The organism is Kitasatospora sp. NPDC043949 (assembly GCF_056435365.1).
The window spans coordinates 33,198-52,542 of record NZ_JBWKEQ010000029.1; the positions used below are offsets into that span (position 1 = coordinate 33,198).

13 protein-coding genes are annotated in these 19,345 nt (G+C 75.7%); 5 read left to right on the top strand and 8 right to left on the bottom strand.

Going from position 1 to position 19,345, the window contains the following annotated elements; genetic code table 11:
- Positions 1-94: 94 nt before the first annotated feature.
- A complete protein-coding gene (locus AC07AL_RS23270; RefSeq protein ID WP_063345891.1) occupies positions 95-454 on the bottom strand; it encodes a zinc ribbon domain-containing protein YjdM in 360 nt (119 codons plus the stop codon).
- 288 nt (positions 455-742) lie between these two features.
- Here AC07AL_RS23270 and AC07AL_RS23275 point away from each other — a divergent pair, with 288 nt between their 5' ends.
- Positions 743-1,981 carry a styrene monooxygenase/indole monooxygenase family protein gene (locus AC07AL_RS23275; protein WP_363586352.1) on the top strand — a complete coding sequence of 413 codons (1,239 nt, stop codon included), beginning with the start codon at positions 743-745 and terminating at the stop codon, positions 1,979-1,981.
- 75 nt (positions 1,982-2,056) lie between these two features.
- Here the strand turns inward: AC07AL_RS23275 and AC07AL_RS23280 are convergent, their stop codons facing one another.
- Genes AC07AL_RS23280 through fxsT form a run of 3 tightly spaced genes read right to left on the bottom strand, consistent with a single transcriptional unit; the run spans position 2,057 to position 11,026 of the window.
- Positions 2,057-3,088 (bottom strand): hypothetical protein, encoded by a 1,032-nt coding sequence (locus AC07AL_RS23280; RefSeq protein ID WP_478318040.1) that lies wholly within the window; start codon positions 3,086-3,088, stop codon positions 2,057-2,059.
- On the bottom strand, positions 3,085-4,341 hold the full coding sequence (locus AC07AL_RS23285) for a CHAT domain-containing protein (RefSeq protein WP_363586354.1): 1,257 nt from the start codon (positions 4,339-4,341) through the stop codon (positions 3,085-3,087). Before AC07AL_RS23285 ends, AC07AL_RS23280 begins: the two co-directional genes overlap by 4 nt.
- A gap of 4 nt (positions 4,342-4,345) precedes the next feature.
- On the bottom strand, positions 4,346-11,026 hold the full coding sequence (gene fxsT / locus AC07AL_RS23290; protein ID WP_478318042.1) for an FxSxx-COOH system tetratricopeptide repeat protein: 6,681 nt from the start codon (positions 11,024-11,026) through the stop codon (positions 4,346-4,348).
- 136 nt (positions 11,027-11,162) lie between these two features.
- Between fxsT and AC07AL_RS23295 the strand changes: the two genes are divergently transcribed.
- Entirely contained in the window at positions 11,163-11,723 is a 561-nt protein-coding gene (locus AC07AL_RS23295) for a putative glycolipid-binding domain-containing protein (RefSeq protein WP_363586356.1), read from the top strand.
- 13 nt (positions 11,724-11,736) lie between these two features.
- On the opposite strand, the gene AC07AL_RS23300 is transcribed toward AC07AL_RS23295, so the two are convergent.
- Complete coding sequence (locus AC07AL_RS23300) at positions 11,737-12,480, bottom strand: SOS response-associated peptidase (RefSeq protein WP_363586357.1); 744 nt, start codon at positions 12,478-12,480, stop codon at positions 11,737-11,739.
- 37 nt (positions 12,481-12,517) lie between these two features.
- On the bottom strand, positions 12,518-13,261 hold the full coding sequence (locus AC07AL_RS23305; RefSeq protein ID WP_363586358.1) for an AraC family transcriptional regulator: 744 nt from the start codon (positions 13,259-13,261) through the stop codon (positions 12,518-12,520).
- 54 nt (positions 13,262-13,315) lie between these two features.
- On the opposite strand from AC07AL_RS23305, the gene AC07AL_RS23310 reads away from it, so the two are divergent.
- Entirely contained in the window at positions 13,316-14,623 is a 1,308-nt protein-coding gene (locus AC07AL_RS23310) for an MFS transporter (protein WP_363586359.1), read from the top strand.
- Here the strand turns inward: AC07AL_RS23310 and AC07AL_RS23315 are convergent.
- The gene (locus tag AC07AL_RS23315; protein WP_363586360.1) at positions 14,613-15,458 is read right to left on the bottom strand and encodes a PaaX family transcriptional regulator C-terminal domain-containing protein; all 846 of its coding nucleotides are present in this window, start codon (positions 15,456-15,458) and stop codon (positions 14,613-14,615) included. The genes AC07AL_RS23310 and AC07AL_RS23315 overlap by 11 nt on opposite strands.
- Before the next feature lie 110 nt (positions 15,459-15,568).
- Here AC07AL_RS23315 and AC07AL_RS23320 point away from each other — a divergent pair, with 110 nt between their 5' ends.
- Both AC07AL_RS23320 and AC07AL_RS23325 read left to right on the top strand, forming a co-directional pair.
- Complete coding sequence (locus AC07AL_RS23320) at positions 15,569-15,820, top strand: hypothetical protein (RefSeq protein ID WP_363586361.1); 252 nt, start codon at positions 15,569-15,571, stop codon at positions 15,818-15,820.
- Positions 15,821-15,871: 51 nt separating this feature from the next.
- A complete protein-coding gene (locus tag AC07AL_RS23325; protein WP_400988641.1) occupies positions 15,872-17,059 on the top strand; it encodes a saccharopine dehydrogenase family protein in 1,188 nt (395 codons plus the stop codon).
- A gap of 62 nt (positions 17,060-17,121) precedes the next feature.
- Here AC07AL_RS23325 and AC07AL_RS23330 read toward each other — a convergent pair whose 3' ends face one another.
- Positions 17,122-19,197 (bottom strand): RICIN domain-containing protein, encoded by a 2,076-nt coding sequence (locus AC07AL_RS23330; protein WP_400988643.1) that lies wholly within the window; start codon positions 19,195-19,197, stop codon positions 17,122-17,124.
- Between the last annotated feature and the right edge of the window lie 148 nt (positions 19,198-19,345).

The following is a 19,345-nucleotide window of genomic DNA, read 5'->3' on the forward strand; positions in this document are numbered from 1 at the left end:
GAACGACCCGGAGGCCCCCCCCCCCCCCCCCCCCCCCCCCCCCCCCCCCCCCCCCCCCCCCCCCCCCCCCTTTCCGCGCCGGGCGCGGGCCCGGTCAGGCCTTCTTGACCACGCTCGACTTGAGCTGCATCGCGCCGAACCCCTCGATCCGGCAGTCGATGTCGTGGCCGTCGACGCCGTCGACCAGACGGATGTTGCGGACCTTGGTGCCCGCCTTGATGCCGGAGACGCTGCCCTTGACCTTGAGCGCCTTGACGACGGTCACGGTGTCGCCGTCGCTGAGCACGTTGCCGACCGCGTCCCGGATCACCCGCTCGCCCGGGCCGGCCGGTTCAGCGGCGCCGCCTGCCGCGGGCATCCACTCGTGGCCGCACTCCGGGCAGACCATGAGGGCGTTCATCTCATAGGTGTACTCGCTGGAGCACGACGGGCACGGGGGGAGGTGGTCGCTCATGCGCGCGGGCTGTCCTCTCGGGTCGGGCCGGGGGTCGGCGGCTCGCCAGCATGTATGAAGTTGAAGAATTTTTCAAATCGCTTGTTCGACCGCGTCCGACCGCGGACGGTGACGTTCCCGGCCGGGCGTGCGCGGGCCGTGGACGCGGGTGCCCGATGACTGGTATCCAGGCCACTGGCAGCGCGACTGGCGGCCGACCGGTGCCCACCTCCCCCCGCGGGCTCACCAGCCCACGGACGGACGGGTGTTGAGGCCGGGCCAGGACGTACAACCAGGAAAGCGGAGACGATGCGCAGAGTTCTGATCGTCGGCGCGGGGCAGGCCGGCCTCCAACTGGCCCTGGGGCTCCAGGCCCACGGCTACGACGTGACGGTGATGACCGACCGCGACGCGGACGCGGTCCGGAGCGGCCGGGTGCTGTCCACCCAGTGCATGTTCGACGCCGCGCTGCGGACCGAACGCGACCTCGGCCTGGACCTCTGGGCGGACACCGCACCCCGGATCGAGGGCGTCGGAGTCTCCGTCGCCGGGCCGGAGTCCGCGCGGGTGATCGACTGGGTCGGGCGCCTGGACGCGCCCGCGCAGTCCGTCGACCAGCGGCTGAAGATGCCCGCCTGGCTGGAGACCTTCGCCGGGCGCGGCGGCCGGGTCGTGGTCCGCCCGGTGACCGTCGGCGACCTCGAACACCTCTCCGGCTCCTACGACCTGGTCCTGGTCGCGGCCGGAAAGGGCGACCTGGCCGCGATGTTCGAGCGCGACCACGAGCGCTCCCGCTACGACCGACCGCAGCGCGCGCTGGCCGCCAGCTACGTGTACGGGCTCGGCCCGCGCCCCGAGCACGACTTCCCCGCCGTCCGCTGCAACGTGGTGCCCGGCGTCGGCGAACTGTTCGTCATGCCGGCGCTGACCGCGGCCGGCCCGTGCGACATCCTGCTCTGGGAGGCCGCCCCGGGCGGCCCGGCGGACGCCTTCGACGGGGTCCGCGACCCGGCCGAACACCTGCGGGTGACGCTCGACCTGATGAAGGCCTTCACTCCTTGGGAGTATGACCGCGCCCGGGCCGGAATCGAACTCACCGACGCCGGCGCCACCCTCGCCGGGCGCTTCACCCCCGTCGTCCGCCACCCGGTCGGCGAACTGCCCGGCGGCGGAGCGGCGCTGGGCGTCGCGGACGTCGTCGTCCTCAACGACCCGATCACCGGCCAGGGCTCCAACAACGCCGCCCGGTGCGCGGCCGGCTACCTCGACGCGATCCTCGCGCACGGCGACAAGCCGTTCGACCGCGACTTCATGCGGGCCGCCTTCGACCGCTTCTGGCAGACCGTGCGCCCCAGCACCGTCTGGAGCAACGCGATGCTCGCGCCGCCGCCCGAGCACGTCCTGCACCTGCTCGGCGCCGCCGGTCAACTCCCGCCCGTCGCCGACCGGTTCGCCAACGCCTTCAACGACCCGGCCGACCTGGAGCAGTGGTTCCTCGACCCCGCGAAGGCGGCCGCCTACCTGGAGTCGTTCACCCCGCAGGACTGACCGGCGCGGACTGACCCGCGCGGCGGCTGGCGTGGATCGGTCGGGGCACCCGAGCGGGACGACGGGCCCGTCCGGTCAGCGTGAGTGGGCGGCGAGGCTGAGCAGCAGGTGGGCGGATTCGGGGTGGTGGAAGTCGGAGTGGGCGCCCGCCGGGTTGAGGCGGGTGGCCAGGCCGCCGCGGTAGACCCGGGCGGCGTCGATGTTGACGATTGGGTGGTCCAACTCGGCGTGCGGGTACGGGGAGGCGGTCGGGCGCAGCCGGGTGCTGAACTGGGGGACGGGGGCGACGCCGGTGCCGGAGTGGCCGATGCCCGGGCGGCCCTCGGCGCGCAGGTGCCAGAAGCCGGTGGCGCGGTCCCAGCGGGAGTGGGTGAGCACCAGCGGGCCGCGCAGCGGGGCGCCGGGCCGGCCGGGGCCGAGGAACAGCCGGGGGAAGAGGTGGGTGAAGGCGTCGCGGGGCGCGGCCATCTGGAAGATCAGCGCGCTGTCGACGGTGAACGGCCGGGTGGGGTCGCCCGGCCGGCTCCAGCCCAGCACCGGTGGCCCGGCGGGCCGGTCGGCCGCGTACTGGACGGCCTCGCAGAGGAAACGGCCGCCGAAGGAGTGGCCGACCAGGTGCAGGTACTGGCCGTTGCGGTTGGCCAGGACGCGGGGCGCGGCCGGGTCGCCGCGGTCGGCGTCCAGGTAGCCGAGCAGGTGGCCCAGGACGCGCCCGGCCTGCCCCTGGGCGCTCATGGCGTGCGCCCGGGCCCGGATCCGGCGGTAGCCGGCCGGCGACGGCAGGCTGGAGGACGGCCAGCGCACCACCACGCACCACGGGCGGAACCCCCTGGTCAGCCCGGGGTAGGCGGTCGGCGCGGACCGGTGCAGGGCGGCGGCCTCGGTGAGCAGGGCGGCGGCCGAGCGGTCGGCGGCGGGGCTGGTCTGCCAACCGTGGACGTAGACGTAGACGTCGGTCGCCCGCGGGGGGATGCGCAGGTGCCGGGCGAGGTGTTGGGCGATCCGGGCCTCGGGCACCGGCGTGCGGGTGCCGGGGACGAGCAGCCGGCCCTCCTCGTCCAGGTCGACGGTGGCGGTGGCGGTGGCGATGGGCGGGGGCGCCGTCACGGGGTCAGCTCCAGGATGCTGTCGAGGCCGCAGTGCAGGGAGTAGGTGAGCGCCAGCGGGTTGCGGTACTCGCGGGCGAACCACCGGACCAACTGCTGGGTGATCTCGCCCGCCGTGGACTCCCCGGTCAGGTAGAGGTCGAGGAAGGCGAAGGCGTACTCGGCGGCGAAGACCTGCGGGATCTCGATCTGCGGGCCGAGCACACCGTTGGCGCCGAGGTCGACCAGTGCCCGGCCGAGGTGCTCCAGTTCGGCGGCCGTGGACTGCCCGGTGTGGCAGGCGTTCAGCAGCACGAACGGCCGGAACATGGCGTCCGGCGCCTCGGCGTGCCGGCGGCGGTGGCGGCGCACCAGGTCGGCGTCGATCTGGCGGTCGTCGGAGAGCCGGACGGCGAGCTGCTCGTACGGGGAGTCGCCGGCGACGAACTGGCCGTGGCACCAGAAGTACATGACGTCCTCGTCCAGCACGGCGGAGGACAGCGCCTTGAGCAGCGGTTCGGACTCGGTGCGCACGGTCAGCTGGGAGCGGTCCTCCAGCAGTTTGCGGACCTCGGGGGCCCGGCCGACGTCGGTGAGCTGGTCGTCGGTGTTGAGGCTGGTGACGGGCCTGGCGCGGGCCGGGTACGGCGGCTGGATCGGCGGGTAGCCGGCGCCGGTCTGCTCGACCTGGTGGCGGTGGCCGAGGAAGTCCGCCCACGGGTCGGCGTGGCCGCCGTCGACGGCGAGCATCGGCCAGGGCAGGTGGAGGTCGGAGTCGAAGCTGATCCGCAGCGAGCCGCTCTCGGTGAGCGTCCGGGTGAGGTAGTCGCGGAAGACGGTGAGTTCGCGGTCCGGCCCGTCGAGCATCACCTCCAGGAAGTACCGTCCCTCCTCGGCCAGTTCGGCGACCTGCCGCTCGGCGACGCCGGCCAGCCGGTTGAAGTCGACGGCCTGGGCGAAGGGGTAGCCGCCGATCGGCTCCGGGTCGTACTGGACCAGGCGGTCGCGCCAGATGGTCCGCAGCCGGGAGGCCCGGGCGAGCAGGGCGGGGGCGGACACCTTCAGCTCCGCGCGGTGGGGGCGGGACCAGGGCGTGCGCTCGCCGGGCCGGAAGGCGGAGACGAGCAGGTCGTCGCGGTGGCGGCGCAGCGAGACCACGAGGTCCAGCGGGGCCGGCTCCTTGGCCTGCGGGGCGTCCGGAGCCTGTTGCCGGGGGAGCCGGGTGAAGTCGGCGGAGGGGTTCTGACGGATCTCGACGAGGAGGTCCCGGGCCACGCGATTACTCCTCGTCCTGGGCGATGTGGGTGACGTCGGTGACGGTGGGGACTTGGCCGACTTGGCCGACTTGGGGGACGCGCGGGACGTGCGGGACGTCGACGACGGTGGACAGGTCCTGGAGCACGGAGCCGTGCCCCCGGTCGTAGACGGTGATCCGGACGGTGTGCGGCCCCGGCACGGACGGGGTCAGCGCGAAGCGGGCGGGCTCCCCGGCCGGGCTGTAGTCGGCGACGGGTGGATCGAGCACGGCGTCCGAGGCGGCGACGGCCACCAGGCGCAGGCCCGGCAGCTCGCCGGGGTCGGCCTGCGGCACCTCGGGTTCCAACCGCAGCTCCAGCCGCACGGCGGCCCCCACCGCCGGCTCGTCGAGCAGGGTGAGCCGGGGCCGCCAGGCCGTCCTCGGTACCGCGGGCGCCGGGGAGCGGCGCCGCTCCCCGCGCGAGCACCGGATCAGTGCGGCCGGCTCGGACGGTTCCGGCCCGAGCTCCGCGCGGACGGGTGCGGCCGGCAGCGACTCCGGCCCGCCGTCGTCAAGTGGGGCCGGCGACTCCGCTGCGCCGCCGTCGAGTCGGGCCAGGGCCGTCCGGCTCTCCACTGCCAGCGGATGGCCGGGGCCCATCAGGGTCCGGCGCGCGGTGTGGACGGCCACCAGCAGGTCCCGGGCGGCGTCCCGGCGCCCGCTCGCGGCGAGCGCGGCGGCCAGGCCGACGGCCAGGGTGGGGAACACCGGGAGCAGCCCGGGGCGCAGGGTACCGAGGCTGACGGCGACGTCGTCGGCGTGCCGGTGTCCGGTCAGCAGTGTCCCGGCCGGGAGCCGGTCGGCGACGATGCCCTCGTACACCCGCACCGCCCCGACGGCGTCGCCGGCCCGCAGCCGCGCGTGGGCGAGGCTCTGGCGGATGCTCAGGGTGAGGGAGTTGCGCGGGCCGTGGCTCGCGGCGCACTCCTCGGCGAGTTCCTCCAGCCGGACGACGGCGCGCAGCGGCCGCGGGCCGCAGGCCAGCAGCAGCGCGTGGGCCTCGCGGGCGGCGAGGGTGGCGTCGTCGGTGCTGCCGAGGGCGTCGTCCGCACAGGCGGCGAGGGTGGCGGCCAGGTGCACCGCCGCCTCGTGCTCCCCGTTGAGGTGGCGGGCGACGGCGAGGACGCACCCGGACCGGACGAGGCCGGGCAGGGCGGGGCCGGCGGGTCTGGTCCAGTCCGCCGTCAGGGGCGACAGTTCGGCGATCGCGCCGGCGTGGTCCCCGGCGAGCAGCAGCGCCTGGGCGAGGCCGTACCGTACGGCGTGGGCGAGCAGGTGCTCCGGGCCGAGGGCCGATTCGGCGGCGGCCAGCGCCTCCCGGTAGCAGTCGGCGCCCTCCGCGTACCGGCCGGCCTCGACGAGGTTGAGCGCGATGCTGTCCCGGTCGTCGAGGGAGTCGAGGGAGTCGAGGGCATCGATGGTGTCCGGGGCGCCGGGGTGTTCGGCACCGAGGATCCGGGTGCGGTCGGCCAGCAGGGCGCGGGCGCGGTAGAGCGCGTCGGCGCGGTCGTGCTCCCAGCGGCGGCGGTGGGCGTGGGCGAGGTCGGTGCACGCGGTGAGGGTGTCGGGGTGGTCCTGGCCGTGTACGCGCTCGTGGTCGGCGAGCAGCATCAGCCGTTCGACGATCTCCTGCCGCTGCCGGCCGGCGCAGGCGTGGACGGAGGCGAGGCCGGAGCGCTCGCCGAGGGTGTCCGGGTGGTCCGCGCCCTGGACCCGGGTCCGGTGGGCGATCAGCTCGGTGAACAGGGCTGTGGCGCGGTCGAGTTCGCCGGTGGCGAGGACGGCCTCGGCGAGTTGGGAGAGCTGGAGGAGGGTGTCCGGGTGGTCGGGGCCGTGGATGCGCGCACGGTCGGCGGCCAGCGCCTCCCGTTCGGCCTCGGCCTGGTGCAGGAGGCCCGCGAGCCGGCGGTCCTGGGCGAGGCTGCCGCGACAGGCGAGGGTGTCGGGGTGGTCCGGGCCCTGGAGCCGGATCCGGTCCCGCAGCAGCGCCTCGTCGAGTTCCGTCGCGGGGCGGTGGTCGCCGCCCGACCGGTACGTCCAGGCCAGCAGGAACCGGGCGCCGAGGGCGTCGGGGTGGTCGGGCCCGAGCACCCGCTCGGTGTCGGCGACCAGGGGCACGGCCAGGTCGAGCGCGCGTTGGAGGTCGTAGCCCGCGCGGTACGAGGAGGCCTGCCACCAGCGGGTGTTGAGGGTGTCGGGGTGGTCCGGGCCGAGCACCCGGGCCCGGTCGGCGGCGACGGCGCCGAAGGCCTCGGCCGCGCGGCGCTGGTCGTCCGCGTCGCGGTGGGCGGCGGCCTGCCACCACCGGGTGGTGAGCGTGTCCGGGTGGTCCGGGCCCTGCGCCCGCTCCTGGTCGGCCAGCAGCGCCGTGTACAGCTCGGCGGCGGCGGGGTGGTCGCCCGCCGCCACCACCGACCGCGCGAGGCCGAGCCGCGCGTCGAGGGTGTCGGGGTGGTCCGGTCCGAGCGCCCGCTCGTAGTCGGCGACCAGGGCCCGGAACAGGTCCACCGAGCGGTCGTGCTCGGCCGCCTCGCGGCAGGCCTGGGCCAGGCCGAGCCGGGTGTCCAGGGTGGTGGGGTGGTCGGCGCCCAGGACCCGGGCCAGGTCTGCGACCAGTGCCTCGTACAGCTCCAGGGCGCGGTCGAGTTCGCCGACCTCGTGGTGGCCCGCCGCCTGCGAGCGCCGGGTGCCGAGGGTGTCGGGGTGGTCGGGGCCCTGGAGCCGGGTGCGGTCGGCCACCAGCGCGGAGTGCAGCTCCGCGGCGCGGCGGTGGTCGCCCGCCTCGGCGTGCGCCCAGGCCAGGGAGCCGCGGGCGTCCAGGGCCAGCGGGTGGTCGGCGCCGTGGATCCGGGTGCGGTCGGCGGCCAGGGCCTCGTAGCGGGCGATGGCACGGCGGTGGTCGTTCGCGGAGGAGGTGGCCCAGGCCAGTCCGGCGCGCGTGGCCAGCGTCTCGGGGTGGTCGGCACCGCGGATCCGGGTGTCGTCGGCCACCAGCGCGTCGAACAGCTCCACCGCACGGTGGTGGTGGCCGGCCCGCTGGTGACCGTTCGCCTGCCACCAGCGGGCGGTGAGGGTCTGGGGGTGGTCGGCGCCCAGGATCCGGCCGCGATCGGCCGCCAGTGCGTCGTACAGCTCCACCGCGCGGCGGTGCTCGCCGGCCCGCTGGCAGTCGTGTGCCAGCCACCAGCGGGCATTGAGGGTGTCCGGGTGGTCGGGGCCCTGGATCCGGGCCCGGTCCGCGACGAGCTCCTGGTGGAGCTCCAGCGCCCGGCGGTGCCGGCCGGCGGCGGTGAGCGCCTGCGCCAGCACCAGACGGGCGCCCAGGGTGTCGGGGTGTTCCGGTCCGTGGACGCGGGCTTGGTCGGCCACCAGGGTTTCGGACAGCGTGACGGCCCGCCGGTGGTCGCCCGCCTCCCGGCAGCTGTCGGCGTGCCACCGGCGGGTGTTGAGCGTCTCCGGGTGGTCGGGGCCCTGGAGCCGGGCGCGGTCGGCTGCCAGTGCTTCGTACAGTTCCGCCGCGTGCCGGTGCTCCCCGGCGTCCCCGTGCGCGGAGGCGAGCCACCACCGGGTGCTGAGGGTGCGGGGGTGCTCCTCGCCGTACAGCCGGACGCAGTCGGCGACCAGTTCCGCGTACAGCTCCACGGCGCGCGGGTGGTCGCCGCTCTCGTCGTGGGTCCGCGCCAGCTGGAGGCGGGCGCTGAGGGTGGTGGGATGCCCGGCGCCGAGCACCAGGGTCAGGTCGGCCAGCACCCGTTCGCGCTCGACGAGCGCCTCCCGGATCCGTCCCGCGCTCTGGAGGGCGTAGGCCAGGCCGGTGCGGGCGTTGAGGGTCTGCGGGTGGTCGGGGCCGTGGACCCGGTCGTAGTCGGCCACCAGCCGTTCGCGCAGTTCCACGGCCCGCCAGTGGTGCTCCGCCGCGCCGTGCAGCCAGGCCTGCCAGCCGCGGGTGTGGAGGACGGCGGGGTGGTCGGCGCCGAGCACCCGCAGCCGGTCCGCGACGAGTCGGTCGCACAGCTCCGCCGCGTGTCGGTGGTCGCCGGCGTCGCCGAAGGCCCGGGCCAGGCTCAGTCGAGCCTCGAAGGTCTCGTAGTGGTCGGGGCCGTGGACCCGCTCGCGGTCGGCGAGGAGCCGCTGGCATTCGGCGAGCGCCGCGCGGGGGCGCCCGGCCAACAGCAGGGTGCGGGTGAGGTTGGACCGTTCGTCCAGGGTGTCCGGGTGGTCCGGGCCCTGGACGCGGGCGCGGTGGGCCACCAGGTCCTCGAACTCGGCCAGTTCACGGCCGGTCCGGCCCGCGACGCGCAGCGCGTAGGCGAGGTCGCTGCGCTCCTCCAGCGTGCCGGGGTGGTCCGGCCCCTGGGCGCGGGCGCGGTCGCGGACCAGCGCCCGGTGTTCGTCCACCGCCGTCCGGAGCTGGCCCGCCTCGCGGTGGGCGTGGGCGAGACCGCTGCGCGCGTCCAGCGTGTGGGGGTGGTCGGGCCCGAGGACGCGGGTGTAGTCGCCGACCAGATCGGTGAACCGGGTGACCGCCGAGGCCGGGTGCCCGGCCTCGCAGTGGGCCGTCGCCAGCCGGCCGCGCGCGAAGAGGGTCTGCGGGTGGTCCGGCCCCTGGACCCGGACGTGGTCGGCGACCAGCGCCTCGTACCCGGCGACCGCGGCCCGGTGGTCTCCCGCGACGACGTGGGCGGCCGCGAGCCAGTCGCGGCTGGTGAGGGTGTCGGGGTGGTCGGCGCCGAGCACCCGGGCCCGGTCGGCCACCGCCTGCTCGTACAGGGTGATGGCCAACCGGTGCTGACCGGCGGTGAGTTGGGCGTACGCGAGCCCGTTGCGGTGGGCCAGGATGTCCGGGTGGTCGGGGTCGTCCAGGACCCGGCCGGCGTCGGCCAGCAGCCGCTCGAACTCCGCCACCGCCGCCTGGTGCTGACCGGCCACCTGGAGGGCGTAGGCCAGGCCCGCGCGGCTGGTGAGGGTCTCCCGGCTGTCGGCGCCGAGCACCCGGGCCCGGTCGGCCACCACCGCGCGGAACTCCTCGACGGCGCACCGGTGTTCACCCGCCTTGCGGTAGGCGTGGGCGAGGGTGCTGCGGTCGGCGAGGGCGGCCGGGTGGTCGTGGCCCTGGCGGCGGGTGCGGTCGGCCACCACCGCCCGGCAGAGCGCGACGGCGCGGGCCGGGTCGCCGGCCCGGGTGTGGAGTTCGGCGAGCCGGCCCCGGGTGGCCAGGGTGTCGGGGTGGTCGGAGCCCAGCAGGCGGGTCTGGCCGTCGGCCATCGCGGTGACCAGCGGGATGGCGAACACCCGCTGGGCCCGGTCGGTCAGCTCGCCGGCGGCCAGCCGGTACAGCGCGACGGTCTGCGGGGTGGGGTGATCGGACGGGCCGCCGGCGGCCAGCTCGCGGATGTGCGGCAGCAGCGCCCGGCGCAGCCGGGGCCCGGCGGTCGGCCAGAGCCGGGCGGCGGCCTCGGCGAGCTGCTGTTCGGCGCGCCGGCGCAGCGGGCGGGCTCCGTCGGAACGGCGCAGCACGCCCTGGAGCAGGCGGTGCACGGTGACGGTCTCGCCGAGGGTGATCAGGTTGTAGTCGGCGAGCAGCCGCAGCGCGGAGTCGACCTCGGCCGGGCGGCGCGCGCCGAAGGGCGTCAGGGCTTCGCGCGGCAGTGCCTCGGGGGCGTACCAGGCGAGCGTGCGCAGCAGCTCGACGGCGAACGGGGCGGTGGCCTGGACGGCGCGCAGGGTGGTGTGCCAGAGCCGGGAGACGGTGGCCACCGCGCCGGAGCCAGTACCGGAGTCGGAGCCGGCGTCAGGGCGGGCCGGGCCGCTGGTGCGCAGCAGCTCGCGGTAGGCGGCGAAGGTGGTGCCGGTCTGCTGCACGTAGGCGCCGGCCTGGGCGAGGGCGAGCGGGAGGTGGCCGAGTTCGTCGGCGAGGGCGAGCACCTCGGCCTGTTCGGCCCGCGCCCCGGGGTGGGCGGCGCCGCAGAGCAGCCGGGTGGCCTCGGGGGCGTCGAGGACGTCGATCCGCACCGGGCGGATGCCGGGGTGCCAGCCGCCGGCGCGGCGGCTGGTGACCAACTGGTGGCCGCAGCCGAGCAGCCGGCCGAGATAGGGGGTGAGGTGGACCGGGTCCTCGGCGTTGTCGTAGACGAGCAGCCAGCGGTCGTGGGCGCGCAGCCAGGCGAGCGCCCACTCGACCTGCTGGCCGGGCGGGGCGGTGAGGGCCCAGGTGGGGTGGAGGTGGACGGCGAGGTCGGCGAAGGCCTCGGCGAGCTGCTCCTCGGACTCGGCGGTGATCCACCAGATCAGCCGGTAGTGCGCGGCCTCGGCGTAGGCGTAGTGCAGCGCGACGGTGGTCTTGCCGACCCCGCCGAGGCCGTGCAGCGTGGTGGCCTGGGTGACCAGCCCGCTGCCGTCGCCGTCCGACAGCGCCTCGGCGATCGCCCGCAACGCGCCGTCGCGGCCCACGAGTCGGTCCGCGGCGCGGGGCGGCAGGTTGGGAGCGGGGGCGCTCGCCTCGACGGTCAGCGCGGCCCGCGCCGCCTCGGGCGGCAGTACGGCCGCCCGCTGCTCGGCGTGCGGGTTCCCGGCGGTGGCGGGCGAGACCGGGCGGCGCCGCTGGTCGAAGGCCTCGTGGTCGGGCAGGCCGCCCTCGGGCCGGACATGCGTCGTCCTGGACATCAACACTTCGGCGCCCTCACCCCCACGTACGGTTCCGCCCGCCCACCGTAGTCGCGGGCGGGCGCCGTGTCACCGGATCCCGCCGGTCGCCCGGAGGGGGCGCGCGCCTGTCGGTACCGGACGGTAGCGTGCCCGGATGATCACGCACACCGTTCCCACCTGGCAGGTCGCCGAGACGGGCGGCCTGGAGACGTCCTGGATCGAGCTCGGCGCCGCCGCCCTGCACGCCCGCGGCCGGGTCGCCGCCGCGCGGCCCGCGCCGTACTGGCTGACGTACGAACTGGAGACCGGCGAGGGCTTCGTCACCCGGTGGATGCGGGTCCGGGCCGAGACCGCCGACGGCGTCCGCGAGCTGGAACTGCGTCAGGACGGCGGCCGCTGGAGCGTCGACGGCGTGGAACGGCCCGACCTGGCCGGCGCGCTGGACTGCGACCTCGGGCTCTCCCCGGTGACCAACACCCCGCCGGTGCTGCGCCACGGCCTCCACCGGGGCCCGGGCGAGCGGCACTTCCTGATGGCGTGGATCCGGGTGCCCGACCTGACGGTGCACCCCTCCCGTCAGACCTACACCCACCTCGGCCTGGACGGCGGGCGGGCCACCGTCCGCTACGCCTCCGGGGACTTCCGCAGCGACCTCGTGCTGGACCGGGACGGCCTGGTCCTCGACTACCCCGGGCTGGCCGGCCGGATCGCCTGACGGCCGGGCGGCGTCAGTCCGCCAGTCCCAGCGGGTCCGGGGTGGGGTCGAGCAGTTCCGGCCCGTTGGCGCGGACGCTGTTGACGGCGGGGGAGACGGCCCGCACCCGCAGGGCGCCGTCGGCGGGGCGGCGCAGCAGGTGGTGGAGTTCGTCGGAGTCCGTGAGATCGGGGGCGAGCCAGGCGGACAGGTCGGCGGGGGCGATGGTGAGCGGCATCCGGTCGTGGACGCGCCCGGCGCTGTCGGTGGCGTCGGTGGTGATGACGGTGGCGGTGGCGAGCCAGGCCACCGGGTCGTCCTCGGGCCGGGTCTGGTCGCGCCAGAACTCGTACAGGCCGGCCATCAGCATGACCGAGCCGGTGCTGAGGAAGTACGGCTGCTTGTACTTCTTCCGGCCGGCGGCGGCGGGCACCTCGCGCCACTCGAAGTAGCCGTCGGCGGGGATGACGCAGCGCCGGGTGGTGAAGGCCTTGCGGAAGGCGGGCTTGAGGTGGACGGTCTCCGAGCGGGCGTTGATCATGCGGGCGCCGCCGGAGGGATCCTTGGACCAGGACGGCACCAGGCCCCAGCGCAGCGGGCGCAGCTGCCGCAGCAGCTCGCCGCTCTCCCGGTCGACGCGTTCCAGGACGGCGGGCACCGGGTCGGTGGGCGCCACGTTCCAGCTCGGCGCGAACGACTCGGCCGGATCCCAGCGCAGTTCGCCGAGCAGGGCGACGAGGTCCTGGGGCGTGGTGGTGGAGACGAAACGACCGCACATGCTCCCCACCCTGCCACCAGCGGCGGACGATTCGGGGTCAGTACGCGGGGTGGCGGCCCGGGGTGTGGCCGAAGGCGCGGCGGAAGACGTCGATGAAGGCGCTCGCGGAGGACCAGCCGCAGCGGTGCGCGACCGTGGTGACGGGCAGGCCCTCGGCGAGCAGCACCAGTGCGTGGTGCAGCCGCAGCTGGGTGCGCCACTGCGGGAAGGTCATGCCGAGGTCGGCCCGGAAGAGCCGGGAGAGCGTGCGGTCGCTGGCGCCGGCCGCCCGGCCCAGTTCGGTGAGGGTGCGCTGGTCGGCCGGATCGGCGCGGAGCCGGTCGCAGACCGCGCGCAGCAGCGGTGTGGCGGGGGCGGGCAGGTGCAGCGGCTGCTGCGGGGAGGCGCGCAGCTGGTCGAGCAGGACGGCGCGCAGCCGGGTCCGTTCGGGGCTGTCGTCCTCGGGGGTGCGGGTGTAGGCGACGATCAGCTCGCGCAGCAGCGGCCCGACGGCGAGCACGGTCGGCCGGTCCAGGCCGAGCGGGTTCTCGGTGGCGGGCAGCCCGACCAGGTGGAGGTCCAGTTCGCCGTGGGCCTGGTGGGCGTGCACGGTGCCGGCCGGGACCCAGATGGCGCGGGTGCCGGGGGCGACCCAGGAGCCGGCGTCGGTGGTGATGGCGAGCACGCCGCTGGCCGCGTAGGCGATCTGGTGGTCGTCGTGGCGGTGGGCGTCGATCCCGGCGCCGGACGCCAGCCGCTGAACGCGGGTCGGGGCGACGGGGTCGTGGCGGATGTTCGGCATCACCTGGCAGATTATCGGAAGCCCGACAGGTACCGCTGCGCCGAGCATGTCGGCATGCCGAAGACAACGCCGGACAACCCGCCGATCACTACGCCCAGTGCGTCCAACACCTCCAGTACACCGAGTACACCGAGTACGCCGAGTACGCCTGACCATCCGAAGAGCACACCCGGCAAGCGGGACTCCTCGATCACCCTGCTGTCCCTCGGACACGCCTGCGTGGACGTCTACCAGGGCGCGGTGGCCGCCCTGGTCCCGTTCTTCGTGGCCGAGCGCGGCTACGGCTACGCCGCCGTCTCGGGCGTGGTGCTCGCCGCCTCCCTGCTCTCCTCGGTGGCGCAGCCGCTGTTCGGCGCGATCACCGACCGCCGCCCGCTGCCCTGGCTGCTGCCGGTCAGCACGCTGGTGGGCGGCGTGGGCATCGCGCTCAGCGGGGTGAGCGGCTCGTACCCGCTGACCCTGGCCTTCGTGGCGCTGTCCGGGGTCGGGGTGGCCGCGTACCACCCGGAGTCCGCCCGGGTCGCCCGGCTGGCCGCGCGGGACGGCCACCGGGGGATGGCCTGGTTCTCGCTGGGCGGCAACCTGGGCTTCGCGGCGGCCCCGCTGCTGGTGTCCGTGGTGGTCTCGGGCGGCGGCCTGCGGCTGACTCCGCTGCTGGTGCTGCCGGCGCTCGCGGGCGCCGTCCTGTGCCTGCCGGTGCTGCGCGAACTGGAGCGCCGGCGGGCCGCCGGGACGGCTCCGGCGCCGGTGGCCGGGGCCGACGACCGGGTTTCGTTCGTGCGGCTGTCGCTGGCCGTGGTGTGCCGCTCGATCGCTTTCACCGGCCTGAGCACCTTCCTCGCGCTGTTCGCCACCCAGCGGGTCGGCGGCGGTACGGCGGCGGGCACCGCGGCGCTGGTGGTGCTGTACGCGGGCGGCGCGGTGGGTTCGGTGCTGGGCGGCGCGCTGGCGGACCGCTGGGGCCGGGTCGCGGTGGCGCGCTGGTCGTACCTGGTGGCGGCGGTGGCCGTGGCGGGCGTGGTGCTGGTGCCGGGCCCGGCGCTGTACGTCTTCGTGGCGCTGACCTCGGCGGGCCTGTACGTGCCGTTCTCGTTGCAGGTCACGCTGGGGCAGGACTACCTGCCTTCGCGGATCGGCACCGCCAGCGGGATCACGCTGGGCCTGACCGTCAGCATCGGCGGCCTGGCGAGCCCGGTGATCGGCGGCCTCGCCGACGCGACCTCGCTGCGCACTGCCCTGCTGCCGTTGGTGCTGATGCCGGTGCTGAGCTGGCTGCTGTTCCGCACCCTGCCGGAGCCGGTCGCGCCCGCAGCCCCGGCCGCGACGGAGGCGACCGAGCCGGGTCCGGCGGCTACGCGGTGACGGCCGCGACGACCTCGGCGTAGGCGTCGAACAGCCGGGGTGCGCCCGGCCCGGGGTCGGCGAGCAGCAGCGCCCAGCAGCGGGCGACGAGTTCGCGGGCCGCGGTGCCGGGCCAGGGCTGTGGCAGGAGTTCCGGCGGCAGCAGCGGGTCTGGCTCCATGGCCTCGGTGAAGGCGGCGGCCAACTCCAGGGCGACGGTGAGCAGTTCGGAGCCGGTGAGGCCCTTCTCCAGCCGGTCGAGGCGGTCGGCCGCGACCTCGGCGAGCCGCTGGTGGCCCTCGGCGACCTGGTCCAGCGGCCACCAGCGCCGGGCGAGCGCGCGGGGGTCGTCGGTCTCGCCGGCGCGCAGGTCGCGGCTGGTGAGGAGAGTGAGGTGGCCGCGCACGTCCAGGGCGGCGGCCTCGGCCAGGACGTCCTCCTCCCAGGGGTGCGGCGAGACGTAGAGGCCGTTCTGCACCGGGGCGCCGCCGAGCCGGAGGATCGCCTCGCGCAGCGCGTCCCGGGCGGGCCGGGCGTGCTCGGGGACGGCGAATCCCGCGAGGTGCCAGACGCCGTCCCAGGGGGCCCGGCCGCGGTCCTGGGCGTACATCAACGCCACGTACTCGACGTCGGGGTCGATCGAGCGCCGGGTCTCGGCGGTGGCCCGCAGCAGGGCCCGGCGGCCGCGCCCCTCCTGGACGAACCGCCCGTCGCCGGTGAGGCGCTTGACGGTCAGCCGGACCTGCTGGTCGGTCATCCCGAGCAGGTCGGCCACGGTGTACAGGTCGCCGCAGTCGACCGTGCCGTCCGTGCGGACCATCGCCTCGACCAGCACCCGGGTCGGAATCTCCACCATGGCGACCATCCTAATGCGTTCAGATCTGATACGTTCGTTTTGAGAACGATAGATTAGCGGAACGAAGATGCGCGGGCGATGGCTGCTCTGGGGATCACTGCTGTCCGTGGGTGGTGCTCCTGCTCGGCGCGGGCGGCTGGGTGGTGTACCGGAACGAGTACGACCTCAAGGGGGAACGCGTCACCATCACCGGCGGCAGACAGCCGCTGCACGGCGTCCTCGCCCGCCCGACCGGCGGCCGTACCCCCGCCGGCCTGGTCGTCCTCGTCCACGGGGACGGCCCCACCGCACCCCGCTCGCTGTTCAGCCCCGGCTACCTCGACGAGCACCGCAGCTTACTGACCTCGCTCGGGCAGCGCTGACGGCCCAGCCGCACAGCCGGTGAACACCGACCGGCGAAAGGAGAAACGACGATGAGAGTGCTCGCCCTCGGCGGAGCGGGAGCGATGGGCCGCGTCGCCGCCCGGGTCGCCGCCCGACTGCCCGGCGTCCACGAACTCGTGATCGCCGACCGCGACCCGGACGCCGCCCGCCGCACCGCCGCCGCCCTCGCCGGCGGCCCGGTACCGGTCCGGGCCCGCCAGGTCGACGTCACCGACGGGGTGCAACTGCACGCCGCCCTCGCGAAGGCCGACGCCGTCCTCAACACCGTCGGCCCGTACTACCGCTTCGGCCTCGGCGTGCTGCGCGCGGCGATCCGCACCGGCACCCACTACCTGGACATCTGCGACGACTGGGAACCCACCGTCGCCATGCTGGAACTCGACGACGAGGCCCGCGCCGCCGGCGTCCGCGCCGTGATCGGCATGGGCGCCAGCCCCGGCGTCAGCAACCTGCTCGCCGTCCGGGCCGCCGCCCGCCTCGACACCCTGGCCGACCTCTACACCGCCTGGCCCGTCGACGCGGGCGCCGAACCCGACGACACCTCCCTGCTCGGACCGGACGGTGCCCCGCTGGCGGCCGCCGTGCACTGGATGCAGCAGATCAGCGGCACGGTCGCGGTGGTCGACGGCGGCCGGATCGTCCAGCGGCCCCCGCTGCGGCCGGTCGCCCTCGACCTGCCCGGCGGCCACCGTGGCACCGCGTACACCGTCGGCCACCCCGAACCGGTCACCCTGCACCGCAGCCTGCGGCCCGGCGGCGCGGCCGCCAACCTCATGGTCGTCACCGCCAGGACGGCCGCCTACCTGGACGTCCTGCGGGACGACCTCGACGCCGGGCGCCTCGGCAACGAGACCGCCGCCGTCGACCTCGACCGCCCCACGCTGCGCCGCACCCTGCGGGCCGCCGCCCGCGCGGCCCGCTTCCCCGGCCCCGGCAGCCTCCCCGGCTTCTTCGCCGCCGCCACCGGCAGCCGCGACGGCCGGCCGGTCACCGTCCTCGCCCGGCTCACCGGCGCCGAGGCCCTGCTCGGCGACATGGCCGAGAGCACCGGCGTGCCGGCGGCCCTCGGCCTCGCCCAGCTCCTGGACGGCGGCGTCCGCGCCCCGGGCGTCCACCCGCCCGAGGCGGCGATCGACGCCGGGCGCTTCTTCGCCGACCTGGCACGCCACTGGCCGGGCGTCGGCGTCGTGGTGGAGGAGGAGCGCCCGGGATCGTGATCAGGAGACGCGGTCAGGAGGCGTGATCAGGGGACGTGGTCAGGGCGCGGGCGCCGGTGAGGTCAGGACACGACGCCCCAGCCCTGTCCGGGGGCGGCGCCGTCGGCCGCGTCCGTGGTCACGGTCGAACCCGCCGTGCCGGTGCGGGCGTTGAGGACCAGACCGGTGGCGACGTTGGTGACGGTGAGCGTGCCGGTGGCGCCGTCCTGGGTGACCCGCCACTCCTGCCAGCGGTTGCCGGGCGAGTAGTCGAGCAGGTAGGCGCTGTTGCCGGGGTCGGTGCCGGCGGCGAGCACGGTGTGCGCGTGGGTGGCGGTGGCGCAGTCGTCGGCGATCCGCACGGTGCCGTCCGGGTTGCTGGTGAAGGTCCACTGCTCGGAGGTGTGCGTGGGCCACCAGGTGTTGACGTCGGCGACGGCGCCGAGCGGCGAGCTACAGGTCCCCGCCACTTCGAGGACCAGCCCGCCGCTGCCGCCGGCGCCGATCGCGTGGTAGCGACCGTCGTCGACTACCGCGGCCGGCCCGGTGGCCGGCCGGGCGCTGAGCCGGTACAGCGCCACGCCGTGCGGGGCCACCGAGGCGCCGAGCGTGCCGGTGACGGTCGAACTCGCGCCCGTCCACAGCTCCTTGGCGGTGTAGCCGGGCCCGGTGAGGCCGAGTTCGCTCAGGCTGGTGCTCACCGTGCGGCTCGCGGCCGGGTCCTGGTTGACGAGCAGCACGGCGGTGTCGCCGTTCGCCAGCCGCCGCTGGAGGACGACCGGCGCGGTGGCGTTCGCGGGTTTGGCGCCGACCAGGGTGGCGGGCTTGGCCAGGGCGTCCTGGTCGATGGCTATGACGTCGCGGTTCTTCAGGATCGCCAGGCTCGCGGCGTCGATCCCGGTGGACCAGGTGTGGCCGTCCGCGCTGTGCTGGGACTGCGCGGCGGTGCGCAGGTCTGCGCCGGAGACCAGCGGGGCTGCGAGCATCGCGAGGACGGAGGTCTCGGTGCGGGACTCGTCGTCGGTGAACGGCTTGTGGCAGGTGCAGGTGTCGGTGGTGCCCCAGGCGCCGTAGACGTCCTGCCAGCCGGTGAACATCATGTCGAGGTCGTTCCAGCTGCCCGGGCGCACGTTGCCGGGGTACTGCAGCGCGGTCTGCAACTGCCCGTTCCAGAGCACCCCGTCGAGCTCGCTGTCGCGGTCGCCGCCGATCCGGCAGAGGTTGGCGACCTGGCCGCACCAGACGCCGGTCGGCGCGTAGCCGGGCGCCTGGAACGGCGCGGTGCCGGCGGCCTGCACCACCGGGTCGGTGCGCGCCGGGTCGTCGGCCGCGAGCAGGTACGGGACGCCGGTGTGGGCGGGCTGGGCGGAGACGCTGAGGGTGACCTTGGGCCGGCCCTGCGCGGCGGAGGCGGCGTCGAGGGCGTGCTGGAAGGTCTGGACGCGGGCGTAGACCGAGCGGGTGAGTTCCTTTCCCTCGCCCTGGGTGTAGTAGTTGTGGCCGTCCGGGCCGGTGATCTGTGGGCCGTAGGGGCAGTCGTCGTACTTGACGTAGTCGACGCCCCAGGAGACGAAGTCGCCCGCGTCGGTGCTCTCGTGGCCGAGGCTGCCGGGGTGCATCTGGCAGGTGAGGTAGGTGTCGGTGGCGTAGAGGCCGAACTTCACGCCCTTGCTGTGCGCGTACTGGGCGAGGTACTCGATGCCGTTGACGGTCCGCCCGTTGACGGTCTGTGACGGGAAGTGGTCCGGGCGGGGGATGAGGTGGCCGGAGGTGGGGTCGGTGCCGGTGCCGTCGGTGCCGGCGACGGGGTTTCCGGCGGTGTCGTAGAGCTGCATGGCGCCGTCGGCGTTGCGGACGAGGTCGGTGGTCTGGCCGTCGCGGTGCCAGAGCGACCAGCCGTCGTCGATGGTGACGGTGTCGTAGCCGGCCGCGACCAGGCCGTTGGCGGCCATGAAGTCGATGGTCTGGACGACCTGGTCCTCGGTGACCTCGGTGCCGAGGGAGTTCCAGGAGTTCCACCCCATGGGCGGGGTGAGGGCGTTGCCGTTGCCCAGGGCGGCGGCGGGGGCGGCCGTGCCGAGGGTGAGGGCGCCGAGGCCGGTGGCGGCGAGGGCCAGCGCGAGCACGGGTGCCGCGAGGCGGTGGGGGATGTGGCGCATGCGCACTCCTGCGGGTGTGGGGGAGGTGATGGTGCGTCGGGTGGTTCGGGGTGCGGGGGGGGGGGGGGGGGGGGGGGGGGGGGGGGGGGGGGGTGGGTGGGGGGGGGGGGGGGGGAGGGGAGGCTGCAGTGGTCGTCGAGGACGAGGC

Coding starts and splice junctions, on each gene's coding strand:
- AC07AL_RS23270 (WP_063345891.1), bottom strand. CDS start 454: ATGAGCGACCACCTCCCCCCGTGCCCGTCGTGCTCCAGCGAGTACACC.
- AC07AL_RS23275 (WP_363586352.1), top strand. CDS start 743: ATGCGCAGAGTTCTGATCGTCGGCGCGGGGCAGGCCGGCCTCCAACTG.
- fxsT (WP_478318042.1), bottom strand. CDS start 11,026: ATGTCCAGGACGACGCATGTCCGGCCCGAGGGCGGCCTGCCCGACCAC.
- AC07AL_RS23295 (WP_363586356.1), top strand. CDS start 11,163: ATGATCACGCACACCGTTCCCACCTGGCAGGTCGCCGAGACGGGCGGC.
- AC07AL_RS23300 (WP_363586357.1), bottom strand. CDS start 12,480: ATGTGCGGTCGTTTCGTCTCCACCACCACGCCCCAGGACCTCGTCGCC.
- AC07AL_RS23305 (WP_363586358.1), bottom strand. CDS start 13,261: ATGCCGAACATCCGCCACGACCCCGTCGCCCCGACCCGCGTTCAGCGG.
- AC07AL_RS23310 (WP_363586359.1), top strand. CDS start 13,316: ATGCCGAAGACAACGCCGGACAACCCGCCGATCACTACGCCCAGTGCG.
- AC07AL_RS23315 (WP_363586360.1), bottom strand. CDS start 15,458: ATGGTGGAGATTCCGACCCGGGTGCTGGTCGAGGCGATGGTCCGCACG.
- AC07AL_RS23325 (WP_400988641.1), top strand. CDS start 15,872: ATGAGAGTGCTCGCCCTCGGCGGAGCGGGAGCGATGGGCCGCGTCGCC.
- AC07AL_RS23330 (WP_400988643.1), bottom strand. CDS start 19,197: ATGCGCCACATCCCCCACCGCCTCGCGGCACCCGTGCTCGCGCTGGCC.